Below are 16,912 nucleotides of genomic sequence, written 5' to 3'. Positions count from 1 at the left end.
CTAAACGTGAGTAAAGAATTTAAAGTAGGCCTGTTCGCCATCATCTCTGGCGCCATCCTTTATCTCGGATTCAATTACCTAAAGGGCAAGGATTTTTTCTCTCCTACCAACAAATACTATGTGCTTTACAAAAACATAGACGGTCTCAATGTTTCTAATCCCGTCATCATCAATGGATATGCGGTTGGTCGTGTGAGTTCAATTGGTATCCTTCAGCAAAAAAACAATCGAATCATAGTAGAATTGGACGTAGACGAACGGGTAGTTCTTGGAGATTCGACTGTGGCACAATTGACAAACAGTGATTTTCTAGGCAGCAAGGCAATTTTGCTCCAGATTGGTGATTTATCTAGACCACTAAAGAGTGGAGATACACTCAAATCGGATATTGACAAAGGGTTGGCGGCTTTATTTGAAAGCGCAGAACCTATCACTTCTAACTTAACCGTGACGATCCGAAGAATCAACGAAATTCTTTTGGGAATGGAGGGAGCTGGAGAGGACATCAAGGATGTATTAAAATCATTAAATACCACGCTCAAAGGTGTAAATCAATTTGTGAGACAAAATAACGCTAATCTAAAGGTAACTATGACAGGCGTCAATACCTTATTAGCCAATGTAAATGACAAAGTAGATATGCTGGAGCCTGTCTTGGCTAATGCTGATTCTACTTTAAATATGGTACAACATCTTCCAATCGACAGTGCCATTAATGCACTTAACGGCACGCTAGCAGAGCTTACGTTGATCATGGAAGATATCAATGCTGGTAAAGGCACAGTCGGTAAAATACTCAAAGAAGACAGTCTCTACAATAATCTAAATCAGACGATTCTGGACCTAGATCAGTTGCTTATTCATTTCGATGAAAACCCTAAACATTTCATGGCGCCTCTAGGTAAATCCAAAAAGAAAATCGAAAAGGCTCGTGCCAAAGCCGCCACAGAGGAATAGTTTGCATCTATAAAAAATGGTTAGTCCTAAATTACCTTTATGGCAATTTTAGGACCAACCATTTGCAGTTGATTATTTACCCCGCATACAAGTAACTCGCTTGAAGTCCCAAAGGAATCCCTAAAATCCAAAAAGTAACTAGGAATATGGTCCAAAGAATAAGTAGGGCAATTGAATAAGGAATCATAACCGAAACCAAAGTACCTATACCAGTTCCTTTCACATACTTTTGGCAGAAAACGACCACCAAAGGAAAATACGGCATCAATGGTGTAATGATATTAGTAGAAGAGTCTCCTACTCTATAGGCTGCCTGAGTTAGCTCCGGAGAATAGCCCAACTGCATGAGCATCGGAACAAAAATTGGCGCGAGCATCGCCCATTTGGCAGAAGCCGAACCCACAAATAAGTTCACAAATGCCGCTAGAAAAATAATTCCCGTGATCGTCACAGGACCAGAAAGTGCCAGTCCTTTCAAGAAATTGGCTCCCTTAATGGCTAATAGTGCACCTAAATTGGAAGTCCCAAACGCATAAATAAACAGGGAACAGAAAAACGCCATCACCACGTAGTATGCCATACCCCTCATGGACTCTGACATCACATCTATTACATCTTTGCTAGACTTAAACTTGCCAGCCACAATTCCATGAATTACTCCTGGTAACAAGAAAAACAAAAATATCAGTGGCACAATAGACTGCATGACAGGAGCCGTAAATGATGTCAGAGAACCAGAGGCATCCCTAAATGGAGAACTTTCTGGTAAAAGCGATAGGACAAACAAAACAAACACCACAAAAGTTGTGATCGTAGCCGTCCAGAATCCTTTTTTCTCTTGATCTGTAAAATCACCCATATCCGGTGCTTTTTCCACATCATCATCAACTGGGTTGTTTTTGTTCAATCTTGGTTCAATGATTTTATCCGTAAGATACCAACCCACTAAAGTCACAAGAATACTAGAGCAAGCCGTGAAGTAATAATTGGCTAACGGATTGACTTGAACCGCCTGATCTATAATCTGAGCCGCAGGCTGCGTAAAACCTTGAAGCAAAGGATCAATAGCAGAAGGCAATGGATTGGCACTAAACCCGCCAGAAACTCCCGCAAAAGCGGCCGCTATACCAGCCAAAGGGTGTCTTCCTGCGGCATAAAAAATAATCCCTCCTAACGGTATCACCAGAACATATCCTGCATCAATAGCTGAATGAGAAACAATACCTACAAATATGACCACAGGAGTCAGTAGGAATCCAGGTGTTTTCTTCAGCATCATTTTGATGGCTGTATGAATATAGCCAGAACCATCAGCTACGCCTACGCCAAGCATGGCAACTAGAACCACACCTAAGGGAGCAAAACTGGTGAATATAGTAACCATTTGAGACAGGAAGGTGGTCAAAGCCGTTCCTGTTAAGAGGTTTTGAACTCTAATGGGCAGGCCATCTCTTGGGTTGATTTCAGTAAACTCTATAGATGCCATCAATGCTGATAATATCCATACGATGAAAATAGAAACTAAAAATAGAATAGCGGGATCAGGCAGTTTATTACCAATGCGCTCTACGTGGCCTAGCAGTTTATTTACCAGACCATTATCATTATTCGAATCAGATGTCATTGTTTAAAAATTGGTTTTGTTTTCATAATTCCAGACTACATCATTTCACATTTCAGACTGGGTTACCTAATAGTATATCATCACAAATTAATTCAATTCTATCAATTCTCATACATCAAATAAATCATTACTAGATGTGTATTAATTTAAAGGCACAAAAAAAGCCTTAACGAAACGCCAAGGCTATAAATTTTCTACAGTATCTATTATTAATCAGTCTACTTTGATTAATTCGATATCGAATACCAATGCAGCAAAAGGAGGAATATCTGCTCCTGCTCCTCTATCACCATAGGCCAAGTTGAAAGGGATATAAAGTCTCCACTTGTCTCCAGGCACCATCAACTGAAGCGCTTCAGTCCATCCTGCAATCACACCATTTACTGGGAACGTAGCAGGCTCACCTCTTTGCACTGAGCTATCGAACACTTTTCCATCGATCAAGCTGCCAGTGTAGTGAGTAGTCACATTGCTAGAAGGAGATGGCTTGGTTCCAGAAGCATCACCAGATTCTACCACTTCATATTGCAATCCGCTCGGCAAAACAGTTACACCATCTTTCTCAGCATTCACTGCTAAGAACGCTTCGCCTTTTTCTTTGGCGTCGCCATGTGCAGCTGCTTTCAATTCCCCAATTTTCTTTTGGATCACAGTGTTGATTTCTTCAACTGTCAATTCGCTGTGACCAGCAAATGAATCACCCAATCCGCTCATGAAAGCATCAATCTCGAAGATTTCATTGAATCCTTCGTTGGTGAAGTTTGTACCTACACTCTGTCCTAGTCCGTAACTGAATTTTTGTTCTTCAGTGTTTAATTCTGTCATTATAATGTCTTTTATTAAGGGCGCAAAGGTAGGAGATTCATTAGGTTTATCAAATTGGAATCAACTCTAATGCGAAACCTACTTTAGCAGGTTATTCACTTGATAAACCAAGGAATCTAAGTCAATTGCTTTTTGATTGAGTCGATCTATTGCATCTAAGGTTTGACTATTATTTGGTTCCTTTTTAATCAAACTGATGATCGCAAGAACATTACAGAGAGCTCCTCTTAATGTATGTGCATTATCATAAGCATATTGAGACAATTGTTCGTGCTTCTCTTCTAACTGTATGGTTCTTTCATGCACTAAATGCTCGAGGTTCCTTTTGAGATTTTCAATTTTTTCCCTCTTGGCCAATAGTTCTTTCTTTTTGGTCTCCAATTCAGCGGTTAGACTAATTAAGGTTTCGTTTGACTCTTCATTTTTCGAGCGCTCTTTATCAAAATTAGTTTTGAGGAAATGAAGAGAAATGACAATTAATAATAGACAAATCAAAAATTGAGTAGCTAAAACATAGTACAAATCATCACTTAGCGTCATATGATATTCATACATACCTGTTGGAGCAACAACTGTCAGCACTAAGCAAGTAGCACAAAAAAGCACCGTATAGTAATACCCGTAAGGTTTGGCCAATACAATGATGAAAACAATAACCAAAACAAAGAAAACATAAGCGGGCGCTGAGAAAACACCGCCAGTTCCAATCCAGTAAAATATATAAGCTGTAGTCCAGACTGCGGCATTAATCCAAACTATCACCGAATACTTAGAAGGGTCTTTCCAGAAGTATAAGGAAGCAACGGACACCAAAAAAAGAGTGGAGGACAGCATGATATGAAAGGCACCAGTCAGTACAACCAAAGACACAATCAGTTGATAAAATGTGGCCAATACAGTGACATACAGACAAACCTTAAAAAAGGCATACTTAAAATCTAATTCTGTTTCACTATGTTTCATTCTTCCTGAACCCATTTATTGTGAGACATTTTAACTGCAACAAAAGCCTCCTCTAATTTCTCTGCAGATCGATGCAACCAATCTGCATAAGCCAATTCTTTTTCAAGACCTTCTAATGACTCAATTTCTTCCAATAATTCTTCAACCGTTGGAGCAATTTGATTGGAATTCACATCCAGAAAAGCAGAAATTTGAGCATTTGAATTCGTTAGTTTTTCTTTTCTTTCCTGAACAAGTTGTTCAAGTTGCTCATTGGACATTTCCAATTCCTTTTGCTGAGCTTCCAGTCCTTCATTTTCATTTGCCAATTCCTGAATCTTCGAAGATATCATTTCGGCCTTTTTAGAAGAAGAATCTTGATCTTGATGATACTGTTTCAACCATAAAATCATAAATGAAGTAAAGAGTATTACTATAAATTGATATTTATAAATATCAAATACAGGGTGCCTTTCTAATACATCCAAAAATTCAGCGTCTAAAACCCAAGCAAATACAACAAATACAATGAAGATATAAGAACAAATCAAAACGAGCTTTAGCTCTTTTTTTCTATTGCATGCTGCTAGAAGGGTAAACAAGGCGATAAGGTTAACGTCAGAAGTGCTCACCAAGCCGTCCCTGGATATCCAGTAAAATGAAAAAATCAAAAGTAGCACCACACTATAAGTAAGATTAATTTTATAGGATTGAATACCAAAAAGTGTAATGAGTAGAACTATTATACTTATGCTTGAAATCAGAATACTCATTAATAGAAATTCAGGAAGCAGCCCTCTATTTATGTATCGGATCAAAGGGTCTACCATCCTAATGAGGACAAATACACATGACATGCACAATATCCTTGATTCAAAAGATAGATACTTCAACATATAGAAAGGTGATCAATTCCAAATAACAATAGAAAACTAATATAATCAATAGATCAATTAACTAGTTAAGGATTCAATCAAAAGAACCTCAGATGAGAATGGTTCAAGTATCTGGAGTGGGATTTTCAATTAAGGCCTACCAATCAATCGGAAAGTAATCTTTCAGAAACTTCCCACACCAGTGTTCGCCTCGGTTGATACCGTCAAATATGGGATCCATGACACGAGCTGCACCATCTACAATGTCTAGCGGTGGCTGAAAGTCGTGTACTTCCTCTTTGAACTTAGCGATCTGCGCTGGGTCTTCGTCCGTCACCCAGCCCGTATCTACCGCATTCATATAAATACCGTGCTTGGCCAATTCACCAGCAGATGTGTGGGTCAACATATTCAAAGCTGCTTTCGCCATATTGGTATGTGGGTGACGAGGCTCCTTTTTGAAGCGATAGAACTTCCCTTCCATCGCCGTGACATTCACGATATGTTTGATGCCCGTATTCTCTCTCTTCATCATGGATGATAAGCGATTACAAAGGACAAACGGAGCAATAGAATTTACCAATTGCACTTCCAGCAATTCCGGCGTGGGCACCTCTCCTAGTTTGAGTCTCCAAGAATTGGTGGTTCTCAAATCCACCTGCTGCAAGTCCACATCTAGTTTTCCTTCTGGGAAAACCTCTTCGTTTTGCAAGGCTCCATCGTAACTGTATGGTATTTGAGACAATTGCGCAGAAGCACGAAGTCCTAGTCCTGGTGCTTTTTCATTCCACGACACAGCTAAGGTCGAAGTATCTTTTCCTGATGGACTCACCGCCCCTATTCTATTGAGGCATTTGTGGTGGCTGGTCAATAGTTTTTGCACATCTGGAGAATGATCTTCAAATGGCAACTGCTCCTTGTCCATCATGTGGGAATAAAAACCTGGAGGACGACGCACAGTCTGTGCTGCGTTGTTGATGAGAATATCTAATCGATCGTAAGTCTGCTCGATATAAGTACAGAAAAGCTCAACACTCGGCGTATGGCGCAAGTCCAACCCATGGATATGCAAGCGGTCACTCCATTTAAAATAATCTTTTTCTTTCGCAAAACGGATGGCTGAGTCTGCCGGAAATCGAGTAGTCGCTATCACGGTTGCGCCTGCCCTAAGCATCATCAATGTCACGTGATAACCGATCTTCAAGCGTGAACCTGTCATCAGAGCCACTTGTCCGGTCAGGTCTGCAGTTTGGAATCTCTTGGCATAGTTGAGGTCACCACAAGTCTCGCACATGGTGTCGTAGAACGGGTGGAGTTTGGTATACTCGGCTTTGCAGACATAGCAGTTTCTGGGCGAATTCAACTCTTGCCCTTCCATGTCCAGCTTGGCTGCCGGTAGCAATATCTGATCTGGCGCTTCGAATATTTTAGCTGTTCGGGCGGAACGAATGCCCGTGGCTTCTCTTGCTTCTCGGTCTTGTTTTCGAATGGCGGTTTTTTCTTTATTCTTCAGATCCTTTCTTCGCTTGCGCAATTCGGTTCTGTCAGGGCGAGACACTTCGCCAGCCGCTTTCATTAATGCTACACGCTGCTCTTCACTTAGATCCACAAGTGGTTCGCTATCTTCTACCAATCCTTGTAAGATAGACAAGCACTTTTCTAAGTCTTCTTTGCTAATATTTTTCTTATCTGTAGCCATTCGAGGCGCAAAGGTATTGAAATGAATGGCGAAGAAGATCATTAACTGCTATCATTTTTCAGTCATTCCAAAACGAACTTGACGGAAGTAAAGTGAAGCAAAGGATTCTCCTCAGCGACGTCTAGCCTGAATCCCTGCCGCAAAGAACTAACGAGTTTTCTCCGGTCGTGCCTCCCTGCGAAATGACTTGAGAATGGTGTTAATATTTTAATTGTCATTCCGTAGCCAGCCTGACGGCAGACAGGCGCAGCGAAGGAATCTCCTCAGCGGCGTCTAGTCTGAATCCCTACCGCAAAGAACTAACGAGTTTTCTTCAGTCGTGCCTCCCTGCGAAATGACTTAAGGATGGTGTTAACATTCTAAATGTCATTCCGTAGCTAGCCTGACGGCAGACAAGCGCAGTGAAGGAATCTCCTCAGCGACGTCTAGCCTGAATCCCTGCCGCAAAGAACTAAGGAGTTTTCTCCGGTCGTGCCTCCCTGCGAAATGACTTGAGAAGGGTGTTAATATTTTAATGGTCATTCCGTAGCTAGCCTGACGGCAGACAGGCGCAGTGGAGGAATCTTATCAGCGGTATCTGGTCTGAATACTTACTGCAAAGAACTAACGAGTTTTCTCCAGTCGTGCCTCCCTGCGAAATGACTTGAGGTTGGTGTTTATATTTTAATGGTCATTCCGTAGCCAGCCTGACGGCAGACAGGCGCAGTGGAGGAATCTTGTTAGCGGTGTCTGGTCAGAATCCTAACTGCAAAGAACTACTAAGAAGTTTTCTCCGGTCGTGCCTCCCTGCGAAATGACTTGAGGATGGTGTTTATATTTTAATGGTCATTCCGTAGCCAGCCTGACGGCAGACAGGCGCAGTGGAGGAATCTTGTTAGCGGTGTCTGGTCAGAATCCTAACTGCAAAGAACTAAGGAGTTTTCTCCGGTCGTGCCTCCCTGCGAAATGACTTGAGAAGGGTGTTAATATTTTAATTGTCATTCCGTAGCCAGCCTGACGGCAGACAGGCGCAGTGGAGGAATCTTGTCAGCGGTGTCTGGTCTGAATACCTACTGCAAAGAACTAACGAGTTTTCTCCAGTCGTGCCTCCCTGCGAAATGACTTGAGGATGGTGTTTATATTTTAATGGTCATTCCGTAGCCAGCCTTACGGCAGACAGGCGCAGTGGAGGAATCTTGTCAGCGGTGTCTGGTCTGAATCCTTACTGCAAAGAACTAACGAGTTTTCTCCAGTCGCGCCTCCCTGCAAAATGACAAGCATTTGAAAAACCAGATTAAAGAGGTTGCTTCAAGTAACCTCTTTAATGACTCTTTAATCCTACCTTTGCCACATGTCAGAACACATCAAGGATAAGAAAGCCATTCTTCAGAAGCTGGGAATACCAGCACTCAACCCTATGCAAGTAGCGGCACAACAAGCCATTTCAGAAAATAACGAAGTGGTGCTACTCTCCCCTACAGGTACAGGCAAAACTTTGGCTTTTTTGCTTCCTATCATTGCCTCCTTAGATCCAAGTCTAAAAGAAGTCCAAGTCCTGATCTTAGTTCCCTCTCGCGAACTAGCGATCCAAATCGAGCAAGTAGTAAGAGAAATGGGCAGTGGCTTCAAAGCCAATGCCGTGTACGGTGGTAGAGCCGGATCGAAAGATAAAATGGAACTGAAACATGCACCAGCCATCCTGATTGGCACACCAGGAAGAATAGCAGATCATTTCCGTCGAGAGACCATATCTACCGATTATATTGATACACTCGTACTTGATGAGTTCGACAAATCCCTTGAAGTCGGGTTCGAATCAGAAATGATCGAGATCATCGACGAGCTCAGAACTGCCAAAAAAAAGATACTGACATCAGCGACTCAAAAGGTGGAAATTCCTTCATTTGTCAACTTAAAAAATCCTACCCAGCTGGATTTCCTAGATCAGGCAACCAGCAATCTAACTTTGAAATTGGTGGCTTCAGATTCCAGAGACAAACTCGCTGCACTTGTCCAACTCTTAGGACATATCCAAAGGGGTAATGGCATTATCTTCTGCAATTTCAAAGACACAATACAGGAAGTGAGCGACTACCTGTCGGATCACCACATCGGTCACAGCTGTTTCTATGGCGGTCTAGAACAGCAGGATCGCGAACGGGCGTTGATCAAATTTAGAAATGGCACGAGCCGATTGCTTTTGGCTACAGATCTAGCCGCCAGAGGCATTGACGTCCCTGCTTTAGACTTCATTATTCATTTTCAATTGCCGCCTAAAGAAGAGGAGTTTACCCATCGAAATGGACGCACGGCACGAATGCAGCAAGATGGAACCGCTTATTTACTGAAAGGTAAAAACGAAAGACTGCCCGACTTTATCTCCGACATAAACGAGGAAGTTTTGAATGGACAAAACCAGTTTGAAGACAGCGCCTGGATTACACTCTTTATTTCTGGCGGCAGAAAAGACAAAATATCTAAAGGAGATATTGCCGGACTGTTCATGAAACAAGGCCAACTGAAGAAGGAAGAACTTGGCATGATAGAACTCAAGCAAGACTGTGCTTTTGTGGCTGTACCGATTTCGAAGTCTAAAAACCTCTGCAACCAACTCAACAATAGCCGATTGAAAAAGAAGAAGGTAAGAATCAGTCTTTTGAAATAACTTGCATGCAATGAGTGATCACGAACAAGTAAACAATCCCCTACACGGCGTAAAACTCGCTGATATTTTAGAATATCTGGTTGAAAATGTCGGCTGGAAATATCTAGGTGAAGAAGTAAATATCAATTGTTTCACCCACGATCCGTCCATCAAATCCAGTTTGAAATTCTTGCGTAGAACCCCATGGGCAAGAGAAAAAGTAGAGCGTTTTTACCTGCATGTACTAAAGCGCGGCTATAGCCGCAGAGAGAAACCCAAACGTGAGCCTGGAAAGCCTAGATATTACAAGAAGAAACCTGAATGAAAATAGCCTTAGTCACCGACCTACATGCCGAAGAAGATTTTACCACTAAAAACGGTGTCAACCCTTGGGAAAACTGGAAAACCATCCTTGCTGATATTCAGTCCAGAGGAATCAAACAATTGTTTTTTTTAGGTGATATCGGGTCACCAACAGCACATCGGCAGTTCTTCGATTCCTTGGATCAAAGTGCGCTCGATCACAAAATCATACTTGGCAATCATGAAAACTTTGCTGAAATAATTCAAACCAGAAGACCCGAAGTGATAGCTGACCGAAGCGAATGGTACTGGAGTGAAGAAAACGAAGCATTCAAATCTATCTATCTGGATACTTCTACGGAAGCCATCAGTCAGGCCCAGCTAGATTGGCTCAAATCAGAAGTACAAACTGAAAAGCCTATTTTGCTCTTTGTTCATCACCCTATTTTGCAAACGAACACCACGCCTCATTTGGAATTTCCACTTGATGGTGATGAGCTGATACTTGAGATACTAAAATCACATCATCAACCCATTCACATCTTTTGTGGACACTTGCACTTGGATGATCGTCAAACAGTAAATCACATCACGCAAACCGTGACCCCTTCCGCCAGTATTCAAGTAAAAAGACACTCCGAAAAAGCAGAAGTAGAAAACATTGGTTTTGCGTATCGCATCTTGAAAATCACGAAGAATCAATTGGACTCAAAAGTGATCTGGTTTGACAATATTCAGAAATGATCAACTGCGATATACAGCCAGTTGTGATCATCATTTGATTTTCTTATTTTGCATCACGTCTGGTCAGCAGCCAGACCGCAGCCCTTCTGAGAAAATTAAGTAAAAAGTAAATAGATAAGTACGTATAGTAGATATATAGTCACCTTTGTCTACATATCACTACGTTATGAGTCACGGAATATTCACCGCTTAAAAAATACTAAACATGTTTGATGGTAAAAACTCTAAAAAGATTGACTATCTGGAGGACGAAAGGAGAAAACTATGGGAAAGATTAACCATTCTTGAAAAAAGAATTGAAGAAAAGCCATCAGACATTGAAAAGGAAGCGAGACAAGCATCAAAAAAAGCAGCTGAATATAAAAACAAAACTGAGGAACGATTAAATCAGGCTATCGAGATTCTTGATAGGATTACAAGTACAGAAGCATTACTTAATAATAAAGCTGAATCAATCTCAAAACTAAAAAATGAAATAGATGAACTGAATCAGAATTCTCATGAATCTAGTAATAATATTACTGAACGGAGTGACGAATTATTATCCTCAATAACTAAAATAACACAAATTCTAGAAGAGCATCCTGAATTAGAAAATGAGGCAGAAGAATTAGAAAATGTACTTACTGGCATTCAAGAAAATGCGAGTAAGGCTACAACTACATATAAAGGTATTTTAGCCAAGAAATCAGAAATCGATGAACTTCACAGGGAAATTATTGGATATGAGGATGAGGATGAAGACGGTGAAACTGTAAATATTGAAGGTTTAAAAGCTGAACTAGAAACAGCATATAGCGAACTAAATGATAACGCTGAAAAATTAATTGATCAGTTAGAAAGCCTTAAAACCTATAGTAAGGAACAATTCGATAATTTCATTGAAGAAAACCAAAGTGAGATTGACAATGCGAAGGAAGATGCGAAAAATGAATACAATGAAATCAACAAGAGAATTTCATCGCTCTTACCAGATGCATTAACTGCTGGGTTAAGTTCAGCTTTCATAGCTAAGAAAAATGAAGAGGAAGAACTATTTAAAGAATATAAGGCAAGTTTTAGTAGAGGAATTTTATACCTCTCCTTGGTTTCATTACTTCCAATTGCAGTAAGTGTTTTCTTTCTTGCAACTGGTTCGAATTTAATAGAAGTAGTTGAAAGATCACCGAAAGTTATTTTGTCATTTTTGCCACTTTACGTTCCCTTAATTTGGACAACAATTTCGGCGAACAAAAAAGTTAACTTGTCAAAAAGATTAATTGAAGAATATTCTCACAAACAAGTTTTAAGCATGACAATTGAAGGATTGTCAAATCAAATTGAAGAAATTCAGGATAACAATATTTCAGAAGAGCTTAGAATTAAATTACTACACAACTTCTTGGCAGTAGCCAATGAGAACCCCGGAAAACTTATCTCTGATTATCAGAAATCTGACAACCCTCTTCTAAACTTACTGGATCGTGACAAAAACAAAGACAAATCAATAGTTAAGACGATAGAAGATCGAACGAAAGACATTATTGAAACAACGGCTGATGAAGTTGAAGATGGAATTGTAAACTCCGCAAAAAACGCAACGAGCCAATAAGACTCATAACAAATGCTATGAATGAATGGGGTTTTATAGGTCAGGATATTTTCGTGGCGGTTGGAAAGTCCGCCACAAGTTTTAAATTTAAATCAAGGCGTGGCTATGTGCGAGAAGAGAGGTTAGTGCTTTCTAATTCCCACTCCTCATAGCTTGGGTTAGCTGTTACTACTCTGGAATGACGAATCACGAAATCCATAACAATATTAGAACTGCTTTGCTATCGAGAGAACCTTATGAGGTTGAAGAATCTTTAATGCCACTTTACCAACTCTCTGAAATTGGCGAATTCATTGATGACTTGATTGACCTTTTGAACGAAGATTTTCACTTCAAACATGAAGACATAGTGAGGTTGCTTCAAGAAGCAAAAGACCCTAAAACTTGTCAAGTTCTTAAAGAAACAACATTCAAAGATTTCGAATATTTAAAATATGATGATTCCTTTGGACTTGCTCGAAAATGCACTTGGGCATTAGCTGACATTAGAACAACTGAAGCCAAGAACTTCCTGAAAGAGATATCTGAAACCTCTAACGATATAATCTCGAAGTACGCAACAAAAAGGTTAGAGAATTGGGATAACGAACTGCAAAGGAAAGGCAACAGCTAACAGGCGATATGCCGTGACTTCATGAAGAAATCAATCATCATCATAATTTCTCTAATCGCCGGAACTGGCATTCTAGCTTTCTTTGGATTTGCTTACTTGTTCTTTTTTCTCGGGATGGAACCTATCCCATCCAGAACTCACCAACTGGATGACCTTCATGGAACTCAAACCGTAGAAATCCAAGCTAGAGATGACCAGAAACACATCCACGGGCTTCTTCTTGAAGTACATGGGAACATATCCGACAGTCTAACTTTCACTTTTGGCGTGAACGACTCAACAATCTACAGAACAGTACAACTAACTCCTGGGGGTGTGGATTTTAAATATAATGCTGACTGGTATTCAACTTTGTGCTTCGTAACTTTCGAGCCAACAACTGACAGTATCGACGGGGAACTGCAAGTGGAATACAAGTTTTTCGGAGATTAAAGGCATATAACAGACGCTGATCGGGCATATGTCTCTGTGCTTTCTGGCTGGTTTCGGTGCAACTCGACCGTGAATCTGCCGCTGAGATACAGCAGTGCGTTCTACTTACTTCTGCTCGCAGGATTTTTGACTTTCGGAACGCAGTGCCATATGGAACCGTTGTGAGCTTCGGCAGATTTCACTACTTTAGTGCCATTCACTAGCTGCGGACATACGCCCGATAGCTGTACGTTCAAGCAATTACGCAGTTGAAAACACTTCTTATTAATGCAACTTTGTTGCGTTAAACGAAAATCGGTACCTTCACGGTTTTCAATATAAGTTTATCATGATACACGTATTTATAACTGATATTCAGACCGAAGCACAATCCAAAAAAACGCTTGACCACCTCAACAACCAGTTTCCACAACTCACCTTTCATTTTGATCTAAATGAAACGAATAAACCCTACCCCTGTGGACATACCGTTTTAAGAATTGCTGGAGATCTAGCCCATCCGAATTGGATCAAAGCCGAATTGTCACAACAAGGATTTAGCTGTGACCTACTAGAGGACAAAGTTTGTGTTTAACATGTAGGATATGAGTGAATTTTGGGAAGAAGCATTTAAAGACAAACATGAAATGTGGGGCTTGGATCCTGCTAAATCAAGTTTTCTGGTAAAAAATATATTTGTAAACCGTGGAGTGAAAAATGTTCTCATTCCAGGCATTGGTTACGGACGGAACGCCAAAATATTTGTAGAAAGTGGAATATCAGTAACCGGTATTGAAATTTCTGAAACTGCTATTAACCTAGCGCACAAGCACTTTGATAATAAACTTACCATCTATCACGGTTCTGCAACCGAAATGCCTTTTGACAACAACCTGTACAACGGAATATATTGTCACGCGCTCATACACCTATTGGATAAGAACGAAAGAATAAAGCTTGTTCAGGATTGTTATAAGCAGCTATCTGACCATGGCATAATGGTTTTTACCACAATCACCAAAAGTGCTCAGACTTATGGGCAAGGCACTTGTATAGGCAAAGATAGATTCGAGATGTTTGGCGGAGTAAAAATGTTTTTCTACGATAAAGAAACGATTGAAGAAGAATTTGCTGGATCAGGCCTATTCGAAATTTCAGAAGTAAATGAAAATTACCCGTTCTACATGATCAAATGCCAGAAGCAAGTAAAAGCCAGCACAAAATACCATCATCCATAAACAACTGAGCTATTTGCAAAGACTGTGGCGATGAGATACTTTTATAAAAATTGATCGACCAAGCCTACGGACATTTACCAGACGTAACCTACCCTGCCGGTGCAAGTTTAGCTTATCCTACGGCAGTCAGGCGAAGCGTAATTGTGACTAAAAATCAAAAACTCGATAAAAAAGCACATCCATGAGATCCTTCCCCATCCTACTATTGATCCTTATAGCGTTCCATGCTTGCAAGCCAAGTGATACCAAGGAAGAAGTTGCAACGACTGAAAAGGTAACATATCAAGTTATTTCTACTGATGACTATGAGCTGCATCGACCCAATGTGAAACCGACAGCAGTTTTAGTCTTATTTGGTGGATATCCTGAGATGGCTAAGGATATCAAAAGAGAATTTAAAATACTGGAAAAAGCCAAGGCCAATCAAATTGCCATTGTCTATTCTAATCTGAACAAAAAACTATGGTTTGAGGAAAACGAATTGAATGAGTTGTCCGAAACAATTCAGAAGATTTTTACGACCAACAATCTTCCTACTGACCACCTATACATTAGCGGATTTTCAAGTGGTGGAGATGTGGCGCTGTTAGTTGGTGATTATTTGACCAAAAATGAACAGCTCAATTTAACACCAAAAGGGATCTTCATTGTGGATTCACCCATAGATTTGGCCGAGTTATATTTCAGCTCAGAAAAGAACCTCCAGCGCAACTTTTCGGAAGTGTCTGTTCAAGAAAGTAATTGGATCATAAAAATGCTGGGAGATCGATTTGGCAATCCAAACCAGAGCTTAACTGCCTATGAAGCGTTTTCTGTTTTCACCTTAAAAACCAGTAGCATAAAGAACATCAATAACCTGAAAAACACTAAAATCAGATTGTATACAGAACCCGATTCACTTTGGTGGAAAGAGCACAGAATGGCCGATTTTGATCAGACCAATGCCTATCTAATTAAAGAATTATCGAAAACATTAATAAACGCAGGATTTACCAAAACGGAATACATCCCAACTGAAAACAGAGGTGTCAGATCAAACAATGAACGACATCCGCATAGTTGGTCTATCGTAGAAACTGGAGAACTGATCAATTGGATACTGGATCAATAAGAACCACTCTCAAATAATCTCCTACTGGAGCAAATTTAAAACCGAAAATAAATTGGTACATACATTAAATCAATAGATATTGATTACTTTGAAACTTGAACTAAAAACCGAAAGAATTTTGAAAACAATCGCTAGAATGATGAAAAACACAATTGACACCACCCTATCACTATTCTTGATTTTTGGTTTTGCATTAATACTCAATAGCTGCTCTACCCCTTCTAAAGAAAAGGATACGGAAATTCAAAAAACCGTTTACGCGAGTGATGTCATCCCATTTTTTGATCATTGGAATTTGATATTAGGAGATGGCGCTAATGCTGGCATTGCCAACAACTTTGCGCATCCAGATTTCTTCTATACAGCACAAGACACTGGAGCTGATAGTGCTCAGCATTGGATCGTATTCAAAGCGCCAAATGCAGGAGACACCCACGGCACATCGAACAATACAAGAACCGAATTGGCTCAGCTAAAGAAATGGACGCCAATGACCGATGCTAAAATGACAGCCACAGTGAAAGTAATGAATGTCTCCGCTACTGGTGATGCTCGCGTAGCGGCTTCACATGCCGTGGTGATTGGTCAGATTCATAGTGCGGATGGACATGAAAACGAACCGCTCAAAATATTTTACAAGAAATTCCCTGGTCATTCCAAAGGATCCGTTTTTTGGCATTATGAAATCAATACTGCCGGCGACGACAATTCTGGTCGATGGGATTATTCTACCGCTGTTTGGGGTTATGACTTTTCTACCGTAGGATCTGATGAAAATACTTACCCAGAAGAACCAGAGGATGGTATTGCACTGGGCGAAGAGTTGAGTTATGAAATCGAAGTGAAGGATGGTATGATGAATTTAAAGTTTACCAGTGCTGGACATGAGACTAAAACATTTACAAAAAACCTCATCGAATCTGAGTACACTACTACAGCGGACATCCCAGAACAAACTCAAAAGTTATTTGTGCCTATAGGTCAAGACGGCGTAGAACGCGAAAATGCTTATGCCGAAGAAGGTCTATTTTTCAAACTGGGTTCATACAATCAAACCAATGGGAAATCGCCCGAAGTCAACAGAAACTGGTGTTCTGGTGCCGAAACGCACGGTGGAGATATTCAAAAACAATATGAAGATGGAAACTATGCCGAAGTTTGGTTAAAAGAAGCGACGATTGAAGTGAGCGATGCTGCAGTATCAAACAAAGGTTATTTTACCAAAAATGACTAATGCTTTACCACGTTTATTGGAGTGATATTTAACAAACCGCCAACTGACGTAAAAGAAAGTGCTTTTTACAAACTTTAGAATAACCAACAAACCTTTCTATTTTAGTGCTGCCATCAAGTGAG

At 40.4% G+C, this 16,912-nt stretch carries 16 protein-coding genes; 11 read left to right on the top strand and 5 right to left on the bottom strand.

What is annotated here, in order from left to right:
- Nucleotides 1–6: 6 nt before the first annotated feature.
- A complete protein-coding gene (locus ABJH98_RS06045) occupies nucleotides 7–957 on the top strand; it encodes an MlaD family protein (protein ID WP_348306739.1) in 951 nt (316 codons plus the stop codon).
- Nucleotides 958–1,033: 76 nt separating this feature from the next.
- On the opposite strand, the gene ABJH98_RS06040 is transcribed toward ABJH98_RS06045, so the two are convergent.
- The 5 genes from ABJH98_RS06040 to ABJH98_RS06020 all read right to left on the bottom strand — a co-directional run bounded on the left by ABJH98_RS06040 (nucleotide 1,034) and on the right by ABJH98_RS06020 (nucleotide 6,964).
- Nucleotides 1,034–2,581 carry an AbgT family transporter gene (locus tag ABJH98_RS06040; protein WP_348306738.1) on the bottom strand — a complete coding sequence of 516 codons (1,548 nt, stop codon included), beginning with the start codon at nucleotides 2,579–2,581 and terminating at the stop codon, nucleotides 1,034–1,036.
- Nucleotides 2,582–2,794: 213 nt separating this feature from the next.
- A complete protein-coding gene (locus ABJH98_RS06035; RefSeq protein ID WP_348306737.1) occupies nucleotides 2,795–3,406 on the bottom strand; it encodes an FKBP-type peptidyl-prolyl cis-trans isomerase in 612 nt (203 codons plus the stop codon).
- 78 nt (nucleotides 3,407–3,484) lie between these two features.
- Entirely contained in the window at nucleotides 3,485–4,369 is an 885-nt protein-coding gene (locus tag ABJH98_RS06030) for a hypothetical protein (protein ID WP_348306736.1), read from the bottom strand.
- Nucleotides 4,366–5,121, bottom strand: a complete 756-nt coding sequence (locus ABJH98_RS06025) for a hypothetical protein (protein ID WP_348306735.1) — start codon at nucleotides 5,119–5,121, stop codon at nucleotides 4,366–4,368. The genes ABJH98_RS06030 and ABJH98_RS06025 overlap by 4 nt, the downstream gene beginning before the upstream one ends.
- Nucleotides 5,122–5,380: 259 nt before the next feature.
- Nucleotides 5,381–6,964, bottom strand: a complete 1,584-nt coding sequence (locus tag ABJH98_RS06020; RefSeq protein WP_348306734.1) for an SDR family NAD(P)-dependent oxidoreductase — start codon at nucleotides 6,962–6,964, stop codon at nucleotides 5,381–5,383.
- A gap of 1,288 nt (nucleotides 6,965–8,252) precedes the next feature.
- On the opposite strand from ABJH98_RS06020, the gene ABJH98_RS06015 reads away from it, so the two are divergent.
- The 10 genes from ABJH98_RS06015 to ABJH98_RS05970 all read left to right on the top strand — a co-directional run bounded on the left by ABJH98_RS06015 (nucleotide 8,253) and on the right by ABJH98_RS05970 (nucleotide 16,790).
- On the top strand, nucleotides 8,253–9,566 hold the full coding sequence (locus ABJH98_RS06015; protein WP_348306733.1) for a DEAD/DEAH box helicase: 1,314 nt from the start codon (nucleotides 8,253–8,255) through the stop codon (nucleotides 9,564–9,566).
- Between the two features lie 10 nt (nucleotides 9,567–9,576).
- Nucleotides 9,577–9,870, top strand: coding sequence for a VF530 family protein (locus tag ABJH98_RS06010; RefSeq protein WP_348306732.1), 294 nt, complete (start codon nucleotides 9,577–9,579; stop codon nucleotides 9,868–9,870).
- Complete coding sequence (locus ABJH98_RS06005; protein ID WP_348306731.1) at nucleotides 9,867–10,592, top strand: metallophosphoesterase; 726 nt, start codon at nucleotides 9,867–9,869, stop codon at nucleotides 10,590–10,592. Before ABJH98_RS06010 ends, ABJH98_RS06005 begins: the two co-directional genes overlap by 4 nt.
- A gap of 205 nt (nucleotides 10,593–10,797) precedes the next feature.
- Nucleotides 10,798–12,183: a hypothetical protein gene (locus tag ABJH98_RS06000; RefSeq protein WP_348306730.1), complete on the top strand. Its 1,386-nt coding sequence runs from the start codon at nucleotides 10,798–10,800 to the stop codon at nucleotides 12,181–12,183.
- A gap of 178 nt (nucleotides 12,184–12,361) precedes the next feature.
- The gene (locus ABJH98_RS05995) at nucleotides 12,362–12,796 is read left to right on the top strand and encodes a HEAT repeat domain-containing protein (RefSeq protein WP_348306729.1); all 435 of its coding nucleotides are present in this window, start codon (nucleotides 12,362–12,364) and stop codon (nucleotides 12,794–12,796) included.
- A 21-nt stretch (nucleotides 12,797–12,817) separates the two neighbouring features.
- Nucleotides 12,818–13,228 (top strand): hypothetical protein, encoded by a 411-nt coding sequence (locus ABJH98_RS05990; protein ID WP_348306728.1) that lies wholly within the window; start codon nucleotides 12,818–12,820, stop codon nucleotides 13,226–13,228.
- Between the two features lie 328 nt (nucleotides 13,229–13,556).
- The gene (locus tag ABJH98_RS05985; RefSeq protein ID WP_348306727.1) at nucleotides 13,557–13,802 is read left to right on the top strand and encodes a hypothetical protein; all 246 of its coding nucleotides are present in this window, start codon (nucleotides 13,557–13,559) and stop codon (nucleotides 13,800–13,802) included.
- A 10-nt stretch (nucleotides 13,803–13,812) separates the two neighbouring features.
- Nucleotides 13,813–14,445 (top strand): class I SAM-dependent methyltransferase, encoded by a 633-nt coding sequence (locus ABJH98_RS05980; protein ID WP_348306726.1) that lies wholly within the window; start codon nucleotides 13,813–13,815, stop codon nucleotides 14,443–14,445.
- A 181-nt stretch (nucleotides 14,446–14,626) separates the two neighbouring features.
- Nucleotides 14,627–15,556, top strand: a complete 930-nt coding sequence (locus tag ABJH98_RS05975) for a hypothetical protein (RefSeq protein WP_348306725.1) — start codon at nucleotides 14,627–14,629, stop codon at nucleotides 15,554–15,556.
- Nucleotides 15,557–15,692: 136 nt separating this feature from the next.
- Nucleotides 15,693–16,790, top strand: coding sequence for a polysaccharide lyase family 7 protein (locus ABJH98_RS05970; protein WP_348306724.1), 1,098 nt, complete (start codon nucleotides 15,693–15,695; stop codon nucleotides 16,788–16,790).
- Nucleotides 16,791–16,912: the final 122 nt, after the last annotated feature.

Source organism: Reichenbachiella sp., assembly GCF_039969095.1.
Lineage (GTDB): Bacteria > Bacteroidota > Bacteroidia > Cytophagales > Cyclobacteriaceae > Reichenbachiella.
The sequence above is the reverse complement of the archived record's forward strand: the minus strand, read 5'-3'. Positions and strand labels throughout refer to the sequence as shown.

Coding starts and splice junctions, on each gene's coding strand:
- ABJH98_RS05990 (WP_348306728.1), top strand. CDS start 12,818: ATGAAGAAATCAATCATCATCATAATTTCTCTAATCGCCGGAACTGGC.
- ABJH98_RS05995 (WP_348306729.1), top strand. CDS start 12,362: ATGACGAATCACGAAATCCATAACAATATTAGAACTGCTTTGCTATCG.
- ABJH98_RS06000 (WP_348306730.1), top strand. CDS start 10,798: ATGTTTGATGGTAAAAACTCTAAAAAGATTGACTATCTGGAGGACGAA.
- ABJH98_RS05985 (WP_348306727.1), top strand. CDS start 13,557: ATGATACACGTATTTATAACTGATATTCAGACCGAAGCACAATCCAAA.
- ABJH98_RS06015 (WP_348306733.1), top strand. CDS start 8,253: ATGTCAGAACACATCAAGGATAAGAAAGCCATTCTTCAGAAGCTGGGA.
- ABJH98_RS06020 (WP_348306734.1), bottom strand. CDS start 6,964: ATGATCTTCTTCGCCATTCATTTCAATACCTTTGCGCCTCGAATGGCT.
- ABJH98_RS06040 (WP_348306738.1), bottom strand. CDS start 2,581: ATGACATCTGATTCGAATAATGATAATGGTCTGGTAAATAAACTGCTA.
- ABJH98_RS05980 (WP_348306726.1), top strand. CDS start 13,813: ATGAGTGAATTTTGGGAAGAAGCATTTAAAGACAAACATGAAATGTGG.
- ABJH98_RS06010 (WP_348306732.1), top strand. CDS start 9,577: ATGAGTGATCACGAACAAGTAAACAATCCCCTACACGGCGTAAAACTC.
- ABJH98_RS06005 (WP_348306731.1), top strand. CDS start 9,867: ATGAAAATAGCCTTAGTCACCGACCTACATGCCGAAGAAGATTTTACC.
- ABJH98_RS06035 (WP_348306737.1), bottom strand. CDS start 3,406: ATGACAGAATTAAACACTGAAGAACAAAAATTCAGTTACGGACTAGGA.
- ABJH98_RS06025 (WP_348306735.1), bottom strand. CDS start 5,121: ATGAGTATTCTGATTTCAAGCATAAGTATAATAGTTCTACTCATTACA.
- ABJH98_RS05970 (WP_348306724.1), top strand. CDS start 15,693: ATGATGAAAAACACAATTGACACCACCCTATCACTATTCTTGATTTTT.
- ABJH98_RS05975 (WP_348306725.1), top strand. CDS start 14,627: ATGAGATCCTTCCCCATCCTACTATTGATCCTTATAGCGTTCCATGCT.
- ABJH98_RS06030 (WP_348306736.1), bottom strand. CDS start 4,369: ATGAAACATAGTGAAACAGAATTAGATTTTAAGTATGCCTTTTTTAAG.